Genomic DNA, 13,286 nt, shown 5'->3' on the forward strand with positions numbered 1-13,286 from the left:
TTAACTAAATTTGTAGTGTCAAAATTACGAACAAAAGTTATCATTTTTAATGAAGAAATCAGAAAATATAGTTGTAGGAATCTCTATCGGGGATTTAAATGGTATTGGAGGAGAAATTATTTTAAAAACATTCGAAGATGCTCGAGTATTAGATTTCTGTACACCTGTAATTTTTGCTTCTGCTAAAACGATGAATTTTTTCAAATCGCATTTTAAATCCGAAATCAATTTTAATGTCACTAATAGTCTTAATCAAATCGCTTCAGGAAAGGTAAATGTTTTTAATAGTTGGAACGAACCTGTGAATATTGAATTTGGTAAAGAAGATTTCAAAATAGGAGCTTATTCAATAAAATCATTGCAATCGGCAACAAAGGCATTAAAGGAAGGTGATGTAGATGTGCTGGTCACAGCGCCGATTAATAAACATAATATTCAGTCGAAAGAGTTTAAATTTCCTGGCCATACCGATTATTTAGCTCAGGAACTGGAAGGTGAAAGCTTAATGTTTATGGTGTCTGATGGTTTACGAGTAGGTTTATTAACCGATCATGTTCCGGTTAAAGATGTGGTAAATCATATTACCGAAGATCTAATTATTAATAAGATTAATACGGTTTATAATTCTCTTAAAGTAGACTTTAATATTGTTAGACCGCGGATTGCAGTACTGGGAATTAATCCGCATACAGGGGATAATGGTGTTATTGGCAATGAAGACGATACTGTTTTAAGACCAACCCTTAAAAAGTTAAAAGACGAAGGTAAACTGGTTTATGGGCCATATGCAGCAGATAGTTTCTTTGGTTCTAATAATTACAAAAGTTTCGATGCCATTGTGGCTTCATATCACGATCAAGGGTTAATACCGTTTAAAACGCTGTCGTTTGGACAGGGAGTGAATTATACCGCTGGTTTGAACAAAGTTAGAACCTCTCCAGACCATGGAACAGCTTATGAAATAGCCGGAAAAGGCATTGCAGACGAGAGTTCGTTTAAGGAAGCTGTATTTGCAGCGATTCAAATTTTTAGAAATAGAAATGAGTATGAGGAACTTACGTCGAACCCGTTAAAAAAATCATCAAAAAAGATATAAACAAAAAAATGTTTATAAGTAATGCTGCTTAAATAAAAATTTATATATTTGCAGGCTCAAAATAGATTTGATAATGAAGCCATTAAAAGAGTATACAATTCCATTTGTAGGGCTAAAATTAGCAAAGCACCATTTTGAGTATGAAATTGAGCAAGCGTTCTTTGATTATTTTGAGTATCAGGAATTTAATGATGTAAAAGTAAAAGTAGATCTTGAGTTAGAAAAGAAATCTACATTACTGGAGTTGCACTTTAAAATTTCAGGATTTGTTAATGTTAACTGTGATTTAACTAACGAACCGTACGATCAAAGTATCGAAAATGAGTTCGATTTGGTAGTTAAATTTGGTGACGAGTATAATGATGAAGACGTTAATATACTAATTGTACCTCACGGTACTTATGAAATTAACGTTCAGCAGTATATATATGAATCAATCATATTAGCTGTGCCAATTAAGCGCGTGCATCCTGGAATTAAAGACGGAACATTAGATTCAGACATACTTAAAAAGTTAAAAGAACTAAGCCCGAAAGGAAAGAAAGAGAATAAAACCGAGGACGATATAGACCCTCGTTGGAATACATTAAAGAAACTATTAACGGATAAATAACGATAGAAAATGGCACATCCTAAGAGAAAAATCTCGAAAACAAGAAGAGATAAAAGAAGAACCCATTACAAAGCAACTGCGCCACAGATTGCTACATGTCCTACTACAGGTGAGGCTCACTTATATCACAGAGCTCACTGGCATGAAGGAAAACTTTATTACAGAGGTCAAGTATTAATTGACAATTCTGAAGCAGTAGAAAACATAGCATAATAACTATGCGTGCATATAAAAAAACGCTCACATGTGAGCGTTTTTTTTATGATATGCTTTTTCTAACGCGTAAAAACACGTAATTTGCGAGTTATTAAGCTATTTTTTAGTAATTTTCACAAATTTTGACGTGTTTTTGATCAATTTTAGTGATTTTTCGGTCAATTTAACTATAAAGTTATGAGTAAAATCTCAGCGGCTATAACAGCTGTTGGCGCTTATGTGCCAGAATATGTATTAACCAATCAAATTCTTGAAACAATGGTTGATACAAATGATGAATGGATAACTTCACGAACAGGAATCAAGGAGCGTCGTATTCTTAAAGAAGAAGGAAAAGGGACGTCCTATTTAGCTATTAAAGCTGCGCAAGACCTTATCAACAAGAAAGGCATCGATCCTAAAACCATAGAACTTGTTATTGTTGCAACGGCAACACCAGATATGAAAGCTGCTTCTACAGCTGCTTACACGGCGTCTGAAATTGGTGCTACTAATGCATTCTCTTTCGATATGGATGCTGCATGTTCTAGTTTCTTATACGGTATGTCGGTTGCTGCTAGTTATATCGAGTCAGGTCGATACAAAAATGTATTATTAATTGGTGCAGATAAAATGTCATCAATTATTAATTACGAAGACCGAGCAACGTGTATCATTTTTGGTGATGGTGCCGGAGCAGTTTTATTCGAACCTAACGAAGAAGGATTAGGATTCCAAGATGAATATTTAAGAAGTGACGGAACCGGAAGAGAGTTTTTACAAGCCACTTACGGAGGTTCTGCTTTCCCAATCACTGAAGAAGCTATGGCTAAAGGTGGTCAGTATGCATTTCAGGAAGGACGTACTGTGTTTAAAAATGCAGTATCAAACATGGCAGATGCAACTGTAAAAATATTAGAACGTAATAATTTAGATAAAGACAGCGTTGATTGGTTAGTAGCGCATCAGGCCAACAAGCGTATTATTGATGCTACTGCACAACGTATTGAATTAGCTGAAGAGAAAGTATTAATAAATATCCACAGATATGGAAATACAACATCGGCTACATTACCGTTATTACTAAGTGATTTCGAGTCTAAGCTTAAAAAAGGAGATAATTTAATTTTTGCCGCTTTTGGTGGCGGATTCAATTGGGGTTCTATTTACTTAAAATGGGCCTATAATTCATAACCCAATAATTAATTAATACAATTATGGACATTAAAGAGATTCAAAACTTAATCAAATTTGTAGCAAAATCAGGTGCAAGTGAGGTTAAATTAGAAATGGACGATTTTAAAATCACCATTAAAACAGGATCAGAAGAGGCAACAACTGTGCAATATGCTCCTATAGCAGCACAAATTCCACAGGTAGCAGCAGCTCCAGCTCCAGTAGCAGAAGCAGCAGCTTCAGCTCCAGCAGCTACACCAGTGGCTCCAGCAACTGAGGAATCAAAATATATCACAATCAAATCGCCAATTATTGGTACCTTCTATAGAAAACCAGCTCCAGATAAGCCATTATTTGTAGAAGTAGGTCAAACTATAGCAGCAGGTGATGTATTATGTATCATCGAAGCGATGAAACTTTTCAACGAAATCGAATCTGAAGTATCAGGTAAGGTTGTTAAGATTTTAGTTGACGATTCTTCTCCGGTAGAATTCGATCAGCCGTTATTTTTAGTAGATCCATCTTAATTTGAAGTTTAAAGTTTAAAGTTCAGTAGAACTTATAAACCCTAAACTCTTAAACTCATAAAGATATGTTTAAAAAAATACTGATTGCCAACAGAGGGGAGATAGCACTTCGTGTTATTAGAACCTGTAAAGAAATGGGCATCAAAACGGTTGCAGTATATTCTACAGCCGACGCAGAAAGTTTACACGTAAAATTTGCAGACGAAGCGGTTTGTATTGGGCCAGCTTTAAGTAGCGAATCGTACTTAAAAATGTCTAACATTATTGCAGCTGCTGAAATTACTAATGCAGATGCCATTCACCCAGGGTACGGGTTCTTATCAGAAAACGCTAAGTTTTCTAAAATTTGTGAAGAACACGGTATCAAATTTATTGGTGCATCTCCAGAGATGATTGATAAAATGGGAGATAAAGCCAACGCTAAAGCCACTATGAAAGCGGCTGGTGTACCTTGTGTACCAGGTAGTGATGGTGTTATTAACTCTTACGAGGAGTGTGAAAAAGTAGCTAAGGAAACTGGATTCCCGGTTATGCTTAAAGCGTCTGCCGGTGGTGGAGGTAAAGGTATGCGTGCCGTTTGGAAGAAAGAAGATCTTAGAGCTGCTTGGGATTCTGCGCGTCAGGAAAGTAAAGCAGCCTTCGGAAACGACGATATGTACATGGAAAAACTTATTGAAGAGCCAAGACATATCGAAATCCAGATTGTTGGAGATTCTACAGGTAAAGCTTGTCACCTTTCAGAAAGAGACTGTTCAGTACAACGTCGTCACCAAAAATTAACCGAAGAAACACCATCACCATTCATGACTGATGAGTTAAGAGAGGAAATGGGTATGGCAGCGGTTAGAGCGGCAGAGTACATTAAGTACGAAGGTGCAGGAACGATTGAGTTCTTAGTAGATAAACACCGTAACTTCTACTTCATGGAAATGAACACGCGTATTCAGGTAGAGCACCCAATTACCGAGCAGGTAATTGATTTCGACTTGATTCGTGAGCAAATATTAGTAGCGGCAGGAGTGCCAATTTCTGGTAAAAACTATTTACCAAACTTACACTCTATCGAATGTCGTATTAACGCCGAGGATCCTTATAATGGATTCCGTCCGTCTCCAGGAAAAATTACAACATTACACGCTCCAGGAGGACATGGTGTACGTTTAGATACTCACGTTTACGCTGGGTATACGATTCCGCCAAACTACGATTCTATGATTGCTAAGTTAATTACAACGGCGCAAACAAGAGAAGAAGCGATTAGCAAAATGAAACGTGCTTTAGACGAATTCGTAATCGAAGGTATTAAAACCACGATTCCTTTCCATCGTCAGCTTATGGATAACCCCGATTATGTTGCGGGTAATTATACCACCAAGTTCATGGAAGATTTCGTTATGGAAAAGCCAGTTCAAGAATAAATTAATAAAAACTCCGGAAGCCACTTTCGGAGTTTTTTTATGGTGTTACTTTTCCTTTTTTTAAGAAAAAGTCAGGCTCTCGCAAGTCGCTTTTTAATTATTTTATGATAATTAAAAGAGCTCCAACAATTGCTCCATCCTTAACACGAAATCACTATTTTTACTAAAAACTAACGATCAAAAATAGTGAACCTCTCCTATTGGGAAATAAAATCTTGGCTTAGCAATACCGACTTTACTATTATAGGCAGTGGTATTGTGGGATTAAGTTGTGCCTTGTATTTAAGAGAACGATTTCCAAAGGCCAACATTTTAATTTTAGAGCAAGGGTTTTTACCACAGGGAGCCAGTACAAAGAATGCCGGATTTGCTTGTTTTGGTAGTTTAAGCGAGATTATAGAAGATTTAAAGACGCATAGCGAAGAAGAGGTCTTGCAACTCGTTAAAAAGCGTGTCGATGGCTTAAACCTTTTAAAACAAACTTTAGGAGAAAAGGCGATTGGTTATAAAAATTATGGAGGGTACGAACTCTTTTTAGAGCAGGATGATTTATATGAATCCTGTTTGGAAAAAATCGACAAGATTAATAAGTTGTTAGAACCCATTTTTAATGCTTCAGTTTATGGTATAAAACCCAATAGTTTTCAGTTTAAAAATATAAAGGAGCGTACTATTTTTAACACTTTCGAAGGTCAGATTGATACAGGACTTATGATGGAAGCTTTATTGAAAAAAGTGCAGTCAAAAGGCATTAAAATTCTTAACAATTGTAAAGTAGAGAGTTTTGTTGAAAATGGAAATTCAGTAAAAATAAAAACGAATTTATTTGAGTTTTCAAGTTCAAAACTGTTAATTGCCACCAATGGTTTTGCATCTCAGTTAATCAATCAGGAGGTAAAACCTGCCAGAGCCCAGGTACTTATAACCAAGCCAATAAAAGATTTACATATTAAAGGGACATTCCATTTAGATAAAGGCTATTATTATTTCAGAAATATCGATAATCGCATTCTGTTTGGAGGTGGCCGTAATCTGGATTTTAAAGGTGAAGAAACTATAGAATTTGGCCAAACAGAACAAATTCAAAATAGATTGGAAGACATTTTAAAAACGGTTATTTTACCTAACACGCCTTTCGAAGTTGAGCATCGATGGAGTGGTGTTATGGGGATTGGTCATCAAAAAAAGGCGATTGTAAAACCGTTGTCAAATCAGGTGTTTTGTGGCGTACGTTTAGGAGGTATGGGTATCGCAATTGGTAGTTTGGTTGGTAAAGAACTTGCCGAATTGGCATGTCATTAATTTCAAAAAATAGATTTAGTATTAGATGAAAAAACTGTTTCGGTTTTTATTAAAAATATTTGCGTGGTTTGTTATAATCACTGTCGGATTTGTGGTGTTGTTTAAATGGGTTCCGGTGCCGGTTACTCCACTTATGGTTATACGTTATTTTGAACAGGATAGCGGACAAAGAACTTTTTGGAAACACGATTGGGAATCGATAGATCATATATCGAAAAACCTGCAATTGGCCGTGGTTTGTAGTGAAGACCAGAACTTTTTAAACCACAACGGATTTGATATCCAGGCCATAGAAAAGGCTATTGAATACAATAAAAAGGGCAAACGTGTTCGTGGCGGAAGTACCATAAGTCAGCAAACAGCTAAGAATGTTTTTTTGTGGCCAGAACGCAGTTGGTTTCGCAAAGGGCTGGAAACTTATTTTACGTTTTTAATAGAACTTATTTGGAGTAAAGAACGTATTATGGAAGTGTATTTAAACAGTATTGAAATGGGTAAAGGTGTTTACGGTGCTGAAGCTGCCGCTCAATACTGGTTTAAAAAACCAGCGGCTAAATTATCGCAGTATGAAGCCGCCGCAATAGCTGCAGTTTTACCAAGTCCGCAACGTTATAGAGCGAATCCGGCATCGGCGTATATTCAAGGTAGAAAGGTTTGGATAGTGAAACAAATGCATTTTTATGGACCATTTTCTTATGACAAAAAATAATTTGGAAATAAAGCAGGCACTTTACGAACAGTGTGCTGTATTGGTATCTAGTCGTTTGGAAACGGTTAAAAAACAAATTGCTCAAATTCAGGAATCGTTATCTTCAGAAACCAAAAGTACGGCAGGTGACAAGCATGAAACCGGTAGAGCCATGTTACAGTTGGAGCGAGAAAAGGCCGGTCAACAACTCGCAGAAATTAATAAAATAAAAGAAGTGCTTTCTAGAATTGATGTAAAAATAGCTTCAAAAAAGGTAGGCTTAGGCAGTGTGGTATTCACTTCGCAAGCTAATTATTTTGTAGCTGTAAGTCTTGGTGAATTGAAAGTGAATGATGTTGCGTTTTATGCCATTTCACCAAGTACACCTATTGGTCAGTTATTACTGGGTAAAGGTGTACTTGATGCTATTGATTTTAGAGGAAACAGTTTTAAAATACTTGATATTTTATAATACTATTTTAAGATTGACAATTGAATTTCTTCATTGAATTTTAATGCATGGTCATGTTCAAAAAGTATAGGATTTCCGTTTAAATCAGCTTCTATAAGATAGGTAGTGCCTCTAAAATATATTTGTTTAACCGTTGCTTTTAAATCACCTTCGCCGTTTATTTTCAATTGGTGTGAGTAAACAATACCATGATTTTCTATCTCATTATATTCACCAAAAAATGAAGCAATTAATTTGTTTTGCGGATTGTTAAAAAGGTTTTCAGGTGTATCCTGAGCCATGATTTTAGCATCGTGTAGCACAATCATCTGGTCTGAAAAGGCCAATACATCATCTTTATCATGGGTTGCGACAATACAGGTAATCTGGTTGTCTTTTAAGTATTTAAAAAGGCTTCGCCTTAGTGATTGTTTTTTAAAATTATCGATATGACTGAAAGGTTCATCTAACAGTAAAATTTCAGGTTCTTTAGCAATGGCTCTGGCAATGGCTACACGTTGCTTTTGTCCGCCACTTAATTCTTTAACTTTAATATCTGCATAAGCTTCTAATTCCACGACTTTAAGAAGCTCGTTTATACGTTTCTGTTTTTCTTCAGGGTAGAAATTAGATAAGAAGGCACCTATGTTTTCGGCCACAGAAATGAAGGGCATCAAATCGAATTCCTGGGCTACGTATTTCATAAAGTCATAGCCAACAACCAAATTATACTCCGGTCCTAGAATTTGATTATCCTTCCAGTAAATTTCTCCTTCAGGTAAATCGTAATAACCGTAAAGTAGTTTTAAAAGGGTGCTTTTTCCGGAGCCACTTTCACCAATAATAGAGAGGTGTTCTCCTGGTTTGGCGGAAAATGAAATATGATCTAAAATAGCCTGTTTCCTGTAACGAAACGAAAGGTTTTTTATTTGTAACATGTTGTAAAAGTAGGTTAAAAAATGATTGAAAAGAAAGGGTTCGGGCTTTATAATGTACTTACATTTTCTAAATTTTCTTCAATTGAATTAGGTAAAGTTTTAAAGCCCATGTTGTAAAGGGTGAAACCAAAAATATCGGCATATTCTTCAATGGTTTTACTAACTGGAGTTCCTGCGCCATGACCAGCATCGGTTTCAACCCGAATCAACGTTGGGCTATTTCCAGTTTGTTTACTTTGTAATTCAGCTGCAAATTTAAAGCTATGTGCGGGGACTACACGATCGTCATGATCGCCTGTCGTAATTAATGTTGCAGGATATTTAATACCTGATTTTACATTGTGTAACGGCGAATAGTTTTTTAAATATTCGAACATGGTTTTATTGTCTTCGGAGGTACCGTAATCGTATGCCCATCCGGCACCTGCAGTAAAGGTGTGATAACGTAACATATCTAAAACGCCAACGGCAGGGAGAGCTACTTTTGCTAAATCAGGACGCTGAGTCATCACAGCGCCAACTAATAAGCCGCCGTTTGAACCGCCCCGAAGCGCTAAGTATTCCGAGGATGTGTAATTATTATTTATGAGGTATTCCGCGGCAGCGATAAAATCGTCAAAGACATTTTGTTTGCGAAGCTGTGTGCCAGCATCATGCCATTCGCGACCATATTCACCACCACCTCGTAAATTAGGCACTGCTAAAATACCGCCCTGTTCCAGCCAAATGGCATTGGTGATGCTAAAGGCAGGCGTTAAGCTAATGTTGAATCCGCCATAACCGTAAAGCATAGTCGGGTTTTTCCCGTGAAGTTCAATGCCTTTTTTAGAGGTAATGAGCATAGGTACTTTGGTGCCGTCTTTTGAGGTGTAAAACACTTGTTTACTTTCGTACTGCTCCAGGTTAAAATTTATACAGGGTTGCCAATAGGTTTTAGTGTCTCCGGTTTCTGGATTCAGTTCAAAAATACTGGCTGGTGTTTTATAGTTAGTGAAACTGAAATATAACTTAGACGCCTCTTTTTTTCCTGAAAAGCCACTGGCTGTACCTAAGCCCGGAAGTTCAATATCTCTAATAAAATTGCCTCTCCAATCGTATTGTTTTACCTGCGAAATCGCATCAATCATATAATGCGCAAACAAATAACCGCTTCCTTTGGTGGGTGTTAAAACACAATTTGTTTCTGCAATAAAATCTTCCCAATGTTCAGGCGTCGGATTTGAAGCCTCTACCTTTACTATACGTCGGTTTGGTGCATCTAAATTGGTGACTAAAAATAAGGTTGAACCTTCGTTATGAATTACAAAAGTATCGCTGTAATCCTCATTTAAAATAGTGATAAAATCACTATCAGCAACCGATAAGTCTTTTATTAAAAGCTTATTTCCGGAAGTTGATATTCTTGGAATGATAATTAAAAAGCGATTATCACGTGTAACATGTGCATTGATATAACGATGCTTTTGTTCCTGTGTTCCGCCGTAAACAAGTGCATCTTCTTTTTGAGAAGTTCCTAGTTTGTGGTAGTATACTTTATGCTGATCTGTTTTTGCCGAAAGTTCACTACCTACAGGCTTATCGTAACTTGAGTAATAAAAGCCTTCGTCCTTATACCAGGAAATGGTACTGAACTTAATATCTTTTAAAGGGTCTTCTAAACTAGCTTTGGTTTCAGCATCAATAATAATCACTTTACGCCAGTCACTACCACCTTCAGATATCGAGTAAGCTAAAAGCTTGCCACTTTTAGAGAAACTTAATTCATCAAGAGATATAGTGCCGTCTTTTGAAAACGTATTGGGGTCAAGAAAGATTTCAGCAGAGTTCTCTCCTTTTTTTCTGTAAATCACACTCTGATTTTGCAGACCGTCATTTTTAGAAAAATAGGTATACCCGCCTTCAATTGAAGGGGCGCCAATTTTTTCATAATTCCATAAATGTGACAGACGATTTTTTAGTTCATTTCTAAATGGAATAGTATTAAGATAATCAAATGTGGTTTTGTTTTGTGCTTTTACCCAGGCTTCAGTTTCAGTACTTCGGTCATCTTCCAGCCAGCGATAAGGATCTTTTACATCAATACCAAAATAAGTATCTACAACATCTACAGTTTTCGTTTTTGGATATTTCACAGGCTATTATTCTCGAGGGTTTGTTTTGCTAAATATGGAAAAATCGAATTGAAAAAACAACTAAATATGGAATGGATTTAACGAAAAATAACGAAAATGGTTCAGTTTACGTTGTTCGTCTTAAAAGTTTATGTGGTTCGTCTTTAAATTCGTTATTTTATTTTTTTATAAAAATTAACTTATGAATAAATTCTTATCAATTGCATTGGTTTTAGTAGGTTCTTTCTCTTTATTTGCTCAGCCCGAGGTTACAGAAAAGGAGATTGAAAGCCATATTATATTTTTAACCTCTGAAAAAAATGGTGGACGTTATCCAGGTACTAAGGCGAATAAACGTGTAGTGAAATACATTATTAAAGATTTTAAATCTTCGGGAATAGAGGCCTTTGATGAAGGTTACAAACAACCGTTTGAGGCTAAGTTACGAGTTGCTGAAGGTGAGCCAGAAAAACCATTGGCACCTACGTGTAATGTGGTTGGTTTTATTGAAGGAAACGATCCGGAATTGAAAAACGAATACATTGTTTTAGGCGCGCATTACGATCATTTGGGACTTGGCGGACCGTCATCGAAGTCTGATAAGAAAAATGCTATTCATTTTGGAGCTGATGATAATGCCAGTGGAACAGCGGCTTTGTTAGAGATTTCAGAAAAATTAGCAGCGCATAGAGGCGAATTGAAACGCAGCATTATTTTTATTGCTTTTGGAGCGGAAGAACAAGGTTTATTGGGAAGTAAATATTTCACAGAACACCCTTTAGTGCCTAACGAAAACATCAAGCTGATGATTAATATGGATATGGTTGGTAGGCTTAACGATAAAAAACAGGTATATATGGGTGGTGCTGGAACGTTTCCGGGAGGTGTCGATTTTATGAAAGACTTAGGTGTTTCATTAGGATTAAATCCGGGAGTGCATGCGGGCGGAGTAGGAGGTTCAGATCATGTCTCGTTTTATAAAAAGGGGATTTCGGTTTTAGGAATGCACACTGGTGGACATCCGCAATACCATACACCTGAAGATACTTTAGAGTTTATTAATCTGGTAGGAGAGAAAATGGTTTGTGAGTATATTTTTCAAACGATTTTGAAGAAGGCATCATCAACAGACGACATTTATTTTATCAATCAGGATTAAATAAAAAAAGCTCCTGTAGAAATACAGGAGCTTGATATAGTCTCATCTAGTTATGCTGTTATACTAAGTTATTTTCTACTAAGTATTCAGCAATTTGAATGGTGTTTGTTGCAGCCCCTTTACGTAAGTTGTCGGCAACAATCCACATGTTTAATGTATTTGGTTGAGATTCATCGCGTCTTAAACGACCAACAAATACCTCGTCTTTATCGTGCGCTAAAATTGGCATTGGGTAAGTGTTTGTAGCTGTATTATCCTGTAAAACAACACCAGGTGTTTCACTGATTAACTGTCTTACCTCAGCTAAATCGAAATCGTTCTCAAATTGCACGTTTACAGATTCACTGTGTCCTCCTGAAGTTGGAATACGAACTGCAGTTGCTGTTACAGCGAAAGAACTGTCACCAAAGATTTTTTGAGGTTCTTTAGCTAATTTCATTTCTTCTTTGGTATAGCCATTTTCCATAAATACATCACAGTGTGGTAATGCATTTCGACCAATTGGGTAAGGATACGCCATTTCACCTTCAACACCAGCAATCTCATTTTCTAACTGTTGTACAGCTTTAACCCCGGTACCAGAAACCGATTGGTAAGTAGATACAACGATACGTTTCATTTTGTAAGCTTCGTGAAGTTTTGATAAAGCTAAAACCATCTGAATTGTAGAACAGTTAGGGTTAGCAATAATCTTATCGTCTTTTGTTAATTCACCTGCATTAATTTCCGGAACGATTAATTTTTTTGATGGATCCATTCTCCAGGCAGAAGAGTTGTCTACTACAGTAGTTCCAGCTTCAGCGAATTTAGGAGCCCATTCTAATGAGGTGTCACCACCTGCTGAAAATATAGCGATTTGTGGTTTCGCAGCAACAGCATCAGCTAAGCCAATAACAGTAATCTCTTCACCTTTAAATGTTATTTTTTTACCTACAGAACGCTCTGAAGCGACTAATAATAATTCTGTAACAGGAAAGTTACGTTCTTCTAATACTTTTAGCATCACTTCGCCAACCATACCAGTGGCACCAACAACAGCTACTTTCATCTTTTATAATAGTTTAAATCTTGTTCTTAATTTTTTCGAGTGACAAAACTAACTATTAATTCCATTTTAAAAATAAAAAAAAGCCTTAGATTCTTTAAAACCAAGGCTTTTTAACAACAAATAACACATTGTTATTTATTTAACATTTAGTTATTTTTTAAGCAGATCGCGAATTTCTGCAAGTAAATCTTCTTGAGATGGACCTTTTGGAGGTTCTGGTGCAGGCTCTTCTTTCTTCTTCATTTTGTTAACACCTTTAACTAACATGAACATAACAAAGGCCACGATAATGAAGTCGATAACATTGGTTAAAAACGCACCCCAAAGTACAGACACTTCTCCTTCTACAACACCCTCGGTATTAGCAACACCTTCTGTTATAATCCATTTTAAATCTTTGAAGTCTGATTTGAAAATTAAACCAATAAGTGGAGATACAATACCTCCGGTAAACGAAGTAACCACTTCTTTAAACGCAGCACCCATTACAAAACCGACAGCGATGTCGACTAGGTTGCCTTTCATGGCAAATTCTTTAAACTCTTTTAACATATGAAGTTATTT

At 36.4% G+C, this 13,286-nt stretch carries 14 protein-coding genes; 10 read left to right on the top strand and 4 right to left on the bottom strand.

Features of this window, described 5'->3' with window-relative positions:
* The first annotated feature begins 49 nt into the window (after window positions 1–49).
* The 9 genes from pdxA (at window position 50) to R1X58_RS06500 (ending at window position 7,487) form a co-directional block, all read left to right on the top strand.
* Window positions 50–1,096 carry a 4-hydroxythreonine-4-phosphate dehydrogenase PdxA gene (gene pdxA / locus R1X58_RS06460; protein ID WP_240572536.1) on the top strand — a complete coding sequence of 349 codons (1,047 nt, stop codon included), beginning with the start codon at window positions 50–52 and terminating at the stop codon, window positions 1,094–1,096.
* A gap of 73 nt (window positions 1,097–1,169) precedes the next feature.
* Window positions 1,170–1,709 carry a YceD family protein gene (locus tag R1X58_RS06465; RefSeq protein WP_240572537.1) on the top strand — a complete coding sequence of 180 codons (540 nt, stop codon included), beginning with the start codon at window positions 1,170–1,172 and terminating at the stop codon, window positions 1,707–1,709.
* A gap of 9 nt (window positions 1,710–1,718) precedes the next feature.
* A complete protein-coding gene (gene rpmF / locus R1X58_RS06470; RefSeq protein ID WP_027138009.1) occupies window positions 1,719–1,922 on the top strand; it encodes a 50S ribosomal protein L32 in 204 nt (67 codons plus the stop codon).
* Window positions 1,923–2,102: 180 nt separating this feature from the next.
* Window positions 2,103–3,098, top strand: coding sequence for a beta-ketoacyl-ACP synthase III (locus tag R1X58_RS06475; RefSeq protein WP_240572538.1), 996 nt, complete (start codon window positions 2,103–2,105; stop codon window positions 3,096–3,098).
* A 23-nt stretch (window positions 3,099–3,121) separates the two neighbouring features.
* Window positions 3,122–3,607, top strand: coding sequence for an acetyl-CoA carboxylase biotin carboxyl carrier protein (gene accB / locus R1X58_RS06480; RefSeq protein WP_240572539.1), 486 nt, complete (start codon window positions 3,122–3,124; stop codon window positions 3,605–3,607).
* A gap of 65 nt (window positions 3,608–3,672) precedes the next feature.
* On the top strand, window positions 3,673–5,025 hold the full coding sequence (gene accC, locus R1X58_RS06485; protein ID WP_240572540.1) for an acetyl-CoA carboxylase biotin carboxylase subunit: 1,353 nt from the start codon (window positions 3,673–3,675) through the stop codon (window positions 5,023–5,025).
* A gap of 186 nt (window positions 5,026–5,211) precedes the next feature.
* Window positions 5,212–6,327 (top strand): NAD(P)/FAD-dependent oxidoreductase, encoded by a 1,116-nt coding sequence (locus R1X58_RS06490; protein ID WP_240572541.1) that lies wholly within the window; start codon window positions 5,212–5,214, stop codon window positions 6,325–6,327.
* 25 nt (window positions 6,328–6,352) lie between these two features.
* Entirely contained in the window at window positions 6,353–7,036 is a 684-nt protein-coding gene (gene mtgA / locus R1X58_RS06495) for a monofunctional biosynthetic peptidoglycan transglycosylase (RefSeq protein WP_240572542.1), read from the top strand.
* A complete protein-coding gene (locus R1X58_RS06500; protein WP_306468582.1) occupies window positions 7,023–7,487 on the top strand; it encodes a GreA/GreB family elongation factor in 465 nt (154 codons plus the stop codon). Before mtgA ends, R1X58_RS06500 begins: the two co-directional genes overlap by 14 nt.
* Before the next feature lie 2 nt (window positions 7,488–7,489).
* Here the strand turns inward: R1X58_RS06500 and R1X58_RS06505 are convergent, their stop codons facing one another.
* Together R1X58_RS06505 and R1X58_RS06510 are read right to left on the bottom strand one after the other, a co-directional pair.
* Window positions 7,490–8,404, bottom strand: a complete 915-nt coding sequence (locus tag R1X58_RS06505; protein WP_240572543.1) for an ABC transporter ATP-binding protein — start codon at window positions 8,402–8,404, stop codon at window positions 7,490–7,492.
* 47 nt (window positions 8,405–8,451) lie between these two features.
* Complete coding sequence (locus R1X58_RS06510; RefSeq protein WP_240572544.1) at window positions 8,452–10,536, bottom strand: prolyl oligopeptidase family serine peptidase; 2,085 nt, start codon at window positions 10,534–10,536, stop codon at window positions 8,452–8,454.
* Window positions 10,537–10,717: 181 nt separating this feature from the next.
* On the opposite strand from R1X58_RS06510, the gene R1X58_RS06515 reads away from it, so the two are divergent.
* A complete protein-coding gene (locus R1X58_RS06515; protein WP_240572545.1) occupies window positions 10,718–11,674 on the top strand; it encodes a M28 family metallopeptidase in 957 nt (318 codons plus the stop codon).
* 58 nt (window positions 11,675–11,732) lie between these two features.
* Here R1X58_RS06515 and R1X58_RS06520 read toward each other — a convergent pair whose 3' ends face one another.
* Entirely contained in the window at window positions 11,733–12,722 is a 990-nt protein-coding gene (locus tag R1X58_RS06520) for an aspartate-semialdehyde dehydrogenase (RefSeq protein ID WP_240572546.1), read from the bottom strand.
* Between the two features lie 150 nt (window positions 12,723–12,872).
* Complete coding sequence (mscL, locus tag R1X58_RS06525; RefSeq protein WP_240572547.1) at window positions 12,873–13,274, bottom strand: large-conductance mechanosensitive channel protein MscL; 402 nt, start codon at window positions 13,272–13,274, stop codon at window positions 12,873–12,875.
* Window positions 13,275–13,286 lie beyond the last annotated feature (12 nt).

This window comes from Aestuariibaculum lutulentum (assembly GCF_032926325.1).
Lineage (GTDB): Bacteria > Bacteroidota > Bacteroidia > Flavobacteriales > Flavobacteriaceae > Aestuariibaculum > Aestuariibaculum lutulentum.

Excerpts from the sequence above, each read along its gene's own strand:
- R1X58_RS06500 (WP_306468582.1), top strand. The coding sequence starts at position 7,023 with ATGACAAAAAATAATTTGGAAATAAAGCAGGCACTTTACGAACAGTGT.
- rpmF (WP_027138009.1), top strand. The coding sequence starts at position 1,719 with ATGGCACATCCTAAGAGAAAAATCTCGAAAACAAGAAGAGATAAAAGA.
- R1X58_RS06505 (WP_240572543.1), bottom strand. The coding sequence starts at position 8,404 with ATGTTACAAATAAAAAACCTTTCGTTTCGTTACAGGAAACAGGCTATT.
- pdxA (WP_240572536.1), top strand. The coding sequence starts at position 50 with ATGAAGAAATCAGAAAATATAGTTGTAGGAATCTCTATCGGGGATTTA.
- R1X58_RS06520 (WP_240572546.1), bottom strand. The coding sequence starts at position 12,722 with ATGAAAGTAGCTGTTGTTGGTGCCACTGGTATGGTTGGCGAAGTGATG.
- mtgA (WP_240572542.1), top strand. The coding sequence starts at position 6,353 with ATGAAAAAACTGTTTCGGTTTTTATTAAAAATATTTGCGTGGTTTGTT.
- R1X58_RS06475 (WP_240572538.1), top strand. The coding sequence starts at position 2,103 with ATGAGTAAAATCTCAGCGGCTATAACAGCTGTTGGCGCTTATGTGCCA.
- accB (WP_240572539.1), top strand. The coding sequence starts at position 3,122 with ATGGACATTAAAGAGATTCAAAACTTAATCAAATTTGTAGCAAAATCA.
- accC (WP_240572540.1), top strand. The coding sequence starts at position 3,673 with ATGTTTAAAAAAATACTGATTGCCAACAGAGGGGAGATAGCACTTCGT.
- R1X58_RS06515 (WP_240572545.1), top strand. The coding sequence starts at position 10,718 with ATGAATAAATTCTTATCAATTGCATTGGTTTTAGTAGGTTCTTTCTCT.
- mscL (WP_240572547.1), bottom strand. The coding sequence starts at position 13,274 with ATGTTAAAAGAGTTTAAAGAATTTGCCATGAAAGGCAACCTAGTCGAC.
- R1X58_RS06465 (WP_240572537.1), top strand. The coding sequence starts at position 1,170 with ATGAAGCCATTAAAAGAGTATACAATTCCATTTGTAGGGCTAAAATTA.